We start from the raw sequence: 7,100 nt of genomic DNA, 5'->3' as shown, positions 1-7,100 counted from the left end.
CGGTCAGCGTGCCGGCGGACCCGAGAACCGCTCCGCCGTTGATGTCGACAGTTCCGCTATCGACAAGCGCGCCACCGGTATTCACCGTCACAGCGCCGCCGTCGCTCAGCGTGCCGGTAGCACTGACGGTGAGGGTGCCGCCGTCGTTGACGTTGAGCGCACCGGTCGATCCGACGTCGATGGTGCCGCCGACGGTGGCGCCGCTGTCGACGTTCAGGGTGCCGTTGTCGGCAAGCGTGACGCCCGAATCGATGGTGAATGCACCGCTGTCGGACAACGTCCCACCCGAATTGACCGTCAGCGCACCACTATCAGTAAACACCCCGCTCGAATTGACGGTGACGACGCCACTGTCGGTCAACGTCCCGCCTCCGGCGACGGTGAGGGTTCCGCTATCGGTCACTGCGCCAGAAGAATTGACGGTGACTGCGCCGCCGTCTGTCAACACTCCGCCCGCATTGATCGTGACAGCCCCGCTGTCGGTCAACGCGCCGGTCGGGCCGACGGTGAGTGTGCCGTCGACGGTCACGGCGCCACCGGAGTTGACGGTGACGGCGCCGGTGTCGGTGAACGTCACGCCGGGGCCGACGACCAGCGTTCCGCTATCGGTGCCGCCGGTGCTGACCAGGAGCGTGCCGCCCGTATTGGTCAACGCGCCACCGTCGGACAATGTGCCACCGCCGGTGAGTGTTACGGTGCCGCCGTCGGTCAGGGTGCCACCCGAGTTGATGGTGACCGCGCCGCCATCGCTCAGTGTGCCGCCGAGGTTGATGGCGAGCGTGCCGCCGCTGTTGATGTCCAGCGCGCCGGTGGGGCCCACGTCGATGGCGCTGCCGGTGAGGCTGACAGCGTTGTTGAGGTCCAGGGTGCCGTTGTCGACGACCGTGACACCGAGGCCGGCGGTGAACGTTCCGTTGTCGGTGAACACGCCGCCCGAATCGATGGTGAGCGCACCGAGATCCGTCACGGTTCCACCGTTGGCGACCGTCAGCGTGCCGCCGTCGGTCAGCGTGCCGCCGCTGGCGACCACCATCGTCCCGCCGTCGGTCAGGCTGCCGCCCGGTCCGATGGACACGGTGCCGCTGTCGGTGAAGGTCACGCCGGAGCCGACTGTGAACGTGCCGCTGTCGGCGCCGCCCGTGCTGACGATGACGGTCCCGCCGGTGTTCGTCAGGGAGCCCCCGTCGGTGAGGACGCCGCCGCCTGTGACGGTGACGGTGCCGCCGTCGGTGAGCGTGCCACCCGAGCTGATGGTGAGCGCGCCGCTGTCGGTGACCGCGCCGCCCGAGTTGACGGTCAAGGTGCTGCCAGAGCTGATCGTCAGCGTGCCGCCGTCGGTCAAGGTGCCGCCCGAGCCGACGGTCACGGTGCCGCCGTCGGCGAGCACGCCGCCGGCGCCGACGGTCAGCGTGCCGCTGTCGGTCAGGGATCCGCCCGAGCCGAGCACCCCACCGCTGCCGAGAGTGATAGTGCCACTGTCGGTGAGCACGCCGCCGGAGCTGACGGTCACGCTGCCGCCCGCCCCGACGACGGTGCCGCCGTTGACGGTGACGGAGCCCCCGCTCGCGACGGTCAGGGAGTTGGTGACGGTCAGCGTGCCCCCGTCGGCGAGAAGCGTTCCGCCGTTGACCGTGACGGCTCCACCGTTCGCGACGGTGATGGCACCGCCGTCGATCAGGCTGCCGCCGGAGCCAAGCGTCCCGCCGTCGATGGTCATGGTGCCGTCGATGGTGAGGGTGCTGCCGGAGTCGGCGATCAGGGTTGCGCCTGGGTCGATCGTGACGGTGTTGCCCGCGAGGATGACGTAGCTGTTGCCGGCGGTGAGGTGCGTGGTGCCGGTGACGTCGCCGGACAGCGAAATCGGGTCGACGCCGTCGATGATGACGTGCGTTTCCGTGAGCCCCTGCGAGACCGCCGTCGAGCTCAGCTGTTGGGTCGCGGCCGTCGAGCTCAGCTGCTGCGTCGCGGCCGTCGAGCTCAGCTGTTGGGTCGCGGCCGTCGAGCTGAGCTGTTGGGTCGCGGCCGTCGAGCTCAGCTGCTGCGTGGCGGCGGGCGACGCCGCCTGATAGGCGGACACCGAGGTCGGCTGCGGGGTCACCGCCGTCGACGCGGACTGCGGGGTCACCGCCGTCGACGCGGACTGCTGGGTGACGGCCGTGGCGGTCGACTGCTGCGTCACGGCCGTGGCGGTCGGCTGGTTCGAGGCGGCCGGTGAAGCCGCTTGGTAGGCGGTGGTCGAGGTCGGCTGCGCGGAAACGGCGCTGGGCGTGGACTGTTGAGAGACGCTGGTCGAGCCCAGCTGCTGGGACACCGTCGTCGACACCGCCTGCTGCGACGCGGTGGTCGCGGCCGGTTGCGAGGAGACCGCATTCGACACCGACGGCTGCGATACCGACGTCAACTGCTGCGACGCGGCGGCAGAACTCAACTGCTGCGACACCGCGCTCGAGTCAAGTTGCTGCGACACCGTCGAAGAGCTCACCTGTTCCGACATGGCGGTCGAGCTCAACTGCTGCGAGGCAGCTCCCGACACCGACTGCTCCGACGTCGCCGTCGAACCGGCCTGTTGTGACGACACCGGCGAGGTCAACTGCGCCAGGCTCTGGATGCGGGAGCTGGTCGAATCGCCGGCGGCCCGGGCCAGCGCCTGCGCGTCGGTCACCTGACCGACGGAGTTGGTGGTGCGCGGCGGCTCCCCGAACGGCGTGAGGGCGCTCGCGGCGGTTGACGCGGCCTCATAGCCGTACATGGCGGCGGCGTCTTGAGCCCACATCTCCGCATACAAGGCTTCGGTGGCCATGATCGCCGGAGTGTTCACGCCCAGGAAATTGGTCGCGACCAACGCCGCCAGCTGCGCCCGATTCTCGGCGACCGCGGGCGGAGGCACCGTCGCGATGAAGGCCGCCTCGTAGGCGGCGGCGGCGGCGTACGCCTGGGCGGCCGTCTGTGCGGCCAATGCGCCTGTGCTTGCCAACCACTGGGCGTAGGGAACCGCCGCGGCCAGCATGGCCAACGACGCCGGACCGAACCAGGCTTGACCGGCCAACTCCGCGACGACCGCGGCGTAACCGCTGGCGCTGGACGTCAATGCGGCGGCCAGCGTGTCCCAGGCGGCCGCCGCCGCTAAAAGCGGCCCCGATCCGGGGCCGCTGTACATGCGCGCAGAGTTGACTTCCGGAGGCAGGAAAGCAAAATCCATGGCCTTCTCATCGAGTTCCGTGGGTGGTGACACCCGAAGCCAGATGACCGTTACGCTCCCGTCGAGGGCTGACCTCGATCGCCCCTATTGTGCGTGTGTTGGATTGGCGATGGGTGGTTTTTGTGGAATTAATCTGCCGTTCGGCGCAAGTTTTCGTTTCGCGTACTGCCGCAGCTATCGATAGACGGCCCACACCGCAGCCCAATGGACTGCCGACCACTAACATTCGCCGGCGAAAAAGGCGGTGAGCTTGGCCGTTGTCAGCGTCGGGGCAACCCTCGCAGTGCTAATGGTCGGTCACCATTAATCGAGTTCTCGCGAGTCATTGTATTCAATTCATTTTCGCCGCGTTACGGATGTGAGGTCAATTGGTTCTCGGAAATCCCACCGAACCAATGAAGAGGCCGCCGAACGCGGGCGGCATCCCCACTCAAGAGCGCTCCCTATACACCGTGCGACCGGCTTACGTCAACGAACGCCATTGTTTCCCAAGTTGATTGGGCCTGCAGCGGCATCCGGGATCGGTGGAGGTGATAACGCACATCGACGCGCAAAGCCCGGGTATGGTCGTCGCCATGCAGTTGACCGCAATTCTGTGCAACCACGCAGAGGCGCAGAACAACGTGTTATACGTCGCGGCCGGCGGCATCGACCAGGTTGTCGTCCCGGCGCAGCACACCGGACCCGTCACGGTGTCGCTGGGCGTCGCGATAATCGTCGAAGTAGCGCGCACCGCGACCGACCAGGAACACACGGTCGACATCGAACTGCTGGACGCGGACGGGCAAATGGTCAAGAACCACAACACGGACGAGCGAGAGCCATTCCACACCCAATTTAAATTCAATGTCGGCCCATCTCGGCACGTCGACTCCGGCGAAACTCAATCGGTCGCCTTGGCGGTCAACATTCCGGCGCTGCGGCTACAGAAGCCGGGTTCCTACGTCTTCGCCGTCAGCGTCGACGAGGCAGTCGAGCGCCGCCTCCCGTATCGCGTGGTGCAGCGGGCGGCCTGAGAACGCCTTGCCGACCGCCCGCGGTACCGCGTTACGAAGCTCCGGCTGCAAACACCGCACCCCGGTGGGACGGGCGAGCCCGAAGCGGTCGTTGCGCCGCTGGCGTCACCGGTCGGCGCCCTGGACGTCTGGTTCGGGCGTGCGGACTTCGGGGTTGATGTCGTCGACACTTCGATGCGAGGTGCGCGGGCCCAGCCAGAGAACCGCGACGCCCACGAGTGCCAACGCGGCGGCCACGACGGCGAACATCGCGCCCGCACCGTAGCGGTGCAGGACCGGTAACAGCAGAAACGGCGAGGCGCCGCTGGACAGGCGGGACAACGAGTAGGTCCAGCCGACCGCTGTGGCGCGCACCTCGGTGGGGAAGATCTCCGCCTGGTAGACGTGGTAGACGTTGGAGAACACGTTGCAGGTGGCGGTGGTCAGGAAGCCGAACAGCACGATCAACGGCGTCGACGACTGCGTGGCGAACAGCAGGCCGAAGCCGGCGACCGCCGCGATCGACCCGACGACCAGGAACTTGCGCTCGAATTTCGCGATGAGCGGGATGGCCATCGCCGACCCGATCGGATATCCGAGGAACGACACCGCACTGAACAGCATCGACGAGGCGACAGGGAAGCCGCGGTTCACGAGGACCAGCGTGGCCAGTGTGCCGAAACCGTAGTAACCGAACGTCTGGAACAGATGGAAGATGACCAGCATCGCCAGTCGGCGGCTGTAGGGGGCGCGGCGCAGTATCGGGAAGGCGGGCCTGGCCGGCGTGTGGACCCCATGGTCGAACAGGTCCGCGTCGTGCGTGGCCGCCGACGGTGCGCCCGCGAATCGGGCCAGCACCCGGCGGGCCTCGTCAACGCGCCCGGCGCCGGCCAGCCAGCGCGGTGACTCCGGCAGCCACCGGTTGAGGGCCAGCACGCTCGCGGCACCCACTCCCCCGAAAGCCACGAGCCAGCGCCAGCCCGCGATACCGATGGGTGCGCGGCTGCTCAGCCAGAACGACAGGAACCCGGCCAGTGGCACCGCCAGGTGGGAGCATGTGTACGCGTAGGCGGCCAGCCGGCCACGCTGCTCCTTCGGCAGCACGTCGGCCAGGTAAGAGTCGGCCACCGGGTAGACGGCGCCGATGCCCACGCCCGCCAGGAACCGCGTGGCCAGCAGCAGCGCGGGGGACGGCACGAACGCGCCCAGCAGGGAGAACACCGAGAACCAGGCGAGGCCGATCAGGAAGCCGTTGCGCCGGCCCAACCGGTCGGCGAGCCCGCCGAAGAACGCCGCGCCGAGGAACATCCCCAAGAATGAGGACGCCAGCATCAGTTTGAGAACGATGTCGCCCACGCCGAATTCACGCCGCATGGCGGTGCCGATGGTGGCAGACAGGAAGATCTCGTAGATCTCGAAGAACAATCCGAGACCCACGGCGACGACGATCTTGCGGTGCACCGGTCCCACCGGCATGTCGTCGAGCGCCTCGCCGATCGAACTCCCCGTCACGCTGACGAGCGTAGTGGCGCAAGACCGGCGCCCCTCCCCGGCGACGGCCCGGCCGGTGGGCTACCCGGCCGCCCAGGGCCCCGGTCCACTGGCACGGTTTTGCCCTGGGCGGTGGCCGAGCGGTTGTCCGCCTGATCACGGCGCCGGCGCCGCAGCGGCGCCGGCGCGAACGATGCCCCAGCGCCCGCCGTCGCGCCGGACCAAGCCCGCGAGCTCCAGCATCGCCAGGGGCCCCAGCGCCTGCTCGGGCGCGAGGCCCGACCCGACGGCGATTTGCTCGACCGTCACCGCGCCGCGGCCGGGCAGCGCCTCGTACACCCTGCGTTCGGCGTCGCTGAGTTCGTCGAACACGGTGGCGGGGCCGCATTCCTCGGGCGCCAGCTCGCCGATGCGTCCCATCAGCTCGACCACGTGCTCGGCCCGGGTGACCAGTTGCGCGCCGTCGCGCAGCAACGCGTGACACCCCGCGGACGCCGACGACGTCACGGGGCCGGGCACCGCGGCCACCACCCGTCCCAACGCCCGCGTCCACGCGGCGGTGTTCGCCGCGCCGCTGCGCAACCCGGCTTCGACGACCACGGTGGCGCCGGCGGCTGCGGCCACCAGGCGGTTGCGGGTCAGGAACCGGTGCCGGGCCGGCCGGACGCCGGGCGGATATTCGGTCAACAGCAGGCCGTGCTGGCCGACGCGATGCAGCAGGGCGGTGTGGCCGCTGGGATAGGGGACGTCGATGCCGCCGGCCAGCACGGCCACAGTGACGCCGTCGCTTTCCAGGGCGGCGCGGTGCGCCGCGCCGTCGATGCCGTAGGCGCCACCGGAGACGACGGCGACGTCGCGTTCGACCAGCCCGGCCGTCAGGTCGGCGGCCATGTGTTCGCCGTACGCGGTGCACGCGCGCGTGCCCACGACGGCCGCCGCCCGATCCGTGATCTCGTCGAGGCGGGCGGGCCCCAGCGCCCACAACACGAGCGGCGGCCCGCCGCGCGGGCGGGCTTGAGCCCCGGTGAACGCGGCGAACGCCAGCACGGGCCACTCGTCGTCATCGGGCGTGATCAGCCGACCGCCGCGGCGTGCGAGCGTGTCGAGATCGGTGGCCGCACAGTCCATGTGACGCCGGGCCGCGGTATGGCGCGCCAGGTCGCCCTGGACCAGACCGCGGCGGATCGCCTCCGCCGCGTCGACCGGCCCGACGCGCCGCACCAGGGCGGCGAGTTCGGCGCAGGGTGGCTCGGCCACCCGGGACAGATAGGCCCAGGCGCGCCGGACGGGGTCGTCGATCCACGCGGTCATCGCCGGGCCTCCCGTCCCAAGAATCCGCCAAGAATCCGTTCAGGCCGCCGCGGGAGTGTCTGGGTGTCAGCAGCCCGCCGCCTTGAAGCGGCCGGCAACGAACG

Annotated in this window: 4 protein-coding genes; 1 reads left to right on the top strand and 3 read right to left on the bottom strand. The window is 69.5% G+C overall.

Going from position 1 to position 7,100, the window contains the following annotated elements; all coding sequences use genetic code 11:
• Positions 1–3,199 (bottom strand): PPE family protein (locus A5700_RS27300; protein ID WP_304440513.1); only part of this gene is annotated, 3,199 nt, incomplete at its 3' end.
• Positions 3,200–3,774: 575 nt separating this feature from the next.
• Between A5700_RS27300 and A5700_RS15905 the strand changes: the two genes are divergently transcribed.
• Positions 3,775–4,215, top strand: coding sequence for a hypothetical protein (locus A5700_RS15905; protein ID WP_068068215.1), 441 nt, complete (start codon positions 3,775–3,777; stop codon positions 4,213–4,215).
• Positions 4,216–4,320: 105 nt separating this feature from the next.
• Here A5700_RS15905 and A5700_RS15900 read toward each other — a convergent pair whose 3' ends face one another.
• Positions 4,321–5,706 carry an MFS transporter gene (locus A5700_RS15900; protein ID WP_231973746.1) on the bottom strand — a complete coding sequence of 462 codons (1,386 nt, stop codon included), beginning with the start codon at positions 5,704–5,706 and terminating at the stop codon, positions 4,321–4,323.
• 135 nt (positions 5,707–5,841) lie between these two features.
• Positions 5,842–6,984: a DNA-processing protein DprA gene (gene dprA / locus A5700_RS15895; protein WP_156671243.1), complete on the bottom strand. Its 1,143-nt coding sequence runs from the start codon at positions 6,982–6,984 to the stop codon at positions 5,842–5,844.
• Positions 6,985–7,100: the final 116 nt, after the last annotated feature.

Origin of the sequence: Mycobacterium sp. E1214, assembly GCF_001666755.1 — a bacterium.
Taxonomy (GTDB): domain Bacteria; phylum Actinomycetota; class Actinomycetes; order Mycobacteriales; family Mycobacteriaceae; genus Mycobacterium.
Note: the sequence above shows the minus strand (reverse complement) of the source record. Positions and strands in the feature narration are given on the sequence as shown.

Bases quoted from the DNA above. Each gene is read 5' to 3' on its own strand.
- A5700_RS15905 (WP_068068215.1), top strand. From the start codon at position 3,775: ATGCAGTTGACCGCAATTCTGTGCAACCACGCAGAGGCGCAGAACAAC.